Source organism: Aliivibrio sp. SR45-2 (genome assembly GCF_963890165.1).
In the GTDB taxonomy this organism is placed as follows: Bacteria; Pseudomonadota; Gammaproteobacteria; order Enterobacterales; family Vibrionaceae; genus Aliivibrio; species Aliivibrio salmonicida.
Genome location: NZ_CAWPRC010000067.1, coordinates 1 through 1,129, shown reverse-complemented (window position 1 = coordinate 1,129; position 1,129 = coordinate 1). Strand labels below are relative to the sequence as shown.

The following is a 1,129-nucleotide window of genomic DNA, read 5'->3' as shown; positions in this document are numbered from 1 at the left end:
CACCATATTGACAGGTATCGGTAGATGCTTTTACATTACAACCATTCGGTTATTCGACCAAACGAAGTGACTTTGAAAGTGGGTTAGTTTTTTTTGGTTATCGGTTTTATGCTCCTCATTTAGTTCGCTTGTTAAATCGAGATCCTCTTCAAGAAGAAGGTGGTATTAATAGTTAGCAACAATATTACCGCTACCATCAATCACTTTTTGTACGTTACCAGTATAGCTATAAATGTATTGATAAAACTTATCCGCAGTTTTTGTTATTAATAAATTACCAATACCGCCTTTGGCATATAAATTCCATGCATATTCTTGTTCGACTTTTCCTTTTGCATCTTGTTCTTGTAACTCAACTAATCCAAGGCGAACATAACGTTTTGTTTTAGCTAAAACTGCATTTTGATAAAGCTTATACTCTGAAAGCATATTGTTGTATGCGTAACCAAATGTTTCTTTATACTTAATACCTTGACGTATAAAACTCAGCTCAACTAACCTATTCTCTGCATCATATATCGCGGTAAAGGAAGTTCCATCACCTAAAATACCCTTTGTCGGGTTACCATCTTTATCATAGTCGAAAATATTCTTGTCCCCATTCCATTCTATAATTTGATTTAAATCATTATAGCGGGCAGTAAATTTAGGAACATCCATTCTCCATGCGCTTGTACCAATTTGCTCGGAAAGCTGTCCCGATTCATCAAATTTATAGTTATACTCGGCAATAGAAGTATCTTGTTTTGTATACCTTAATTGAGCTAAATCAGACTGTTTATCCCATTGCCAACTTTGTTGAACCCCACTCGGATAATCAAGCATTATTAACGGAGATAAAGAAGTATTGCTATAGCTGTAGCTGTAATTAAAATCTTTTGAAAAAGCGTTAATCGTTAACAATCTTCCTAAATCATCGTATTCATAACTAGAGTTTATCGTATTGTTGACAGCTACAGATGATATTTTCTTTACTTTATTATAAGTAATAGATATTAAGTCATTATCTAGAGGCCCATCTTTAGTCTTCAATTGTCCATTAGGATAATATTCGAATTTTGTATTACCAAATTGATCAGTAATTAAGGTTACTCGTCCTTGTTCATCATATTGATAGTTAACACTTGGG

General features: G+C 33.5%; 2 pseudogenes. One reads left to right on the top strand and one right to left on the bottom strand.

Features of this window, described 5'->3' with window-relative positions:
* Positions 1-92 precede the first annotated feature (92 nt).
* A pseudogene (locus AACV33_RS03355) lies at positions 93-176 on the top strand (RHS repeat domain-containing protein); the annotation flags it as partial.
* Here AACV33_RS03355 and AACV33_RS03350 read toward each other — a convergent pair.
* A pseudogene (locus AACV33_RS03350) lies at positions 166-1,129 on the bottom strand (hypothetical protein); the annotation flags it as partial. The pseudogenes AACV33_RS03355 and AACV33_RS03350 sit on opposite strands and share 11 nt — an antisense overlap.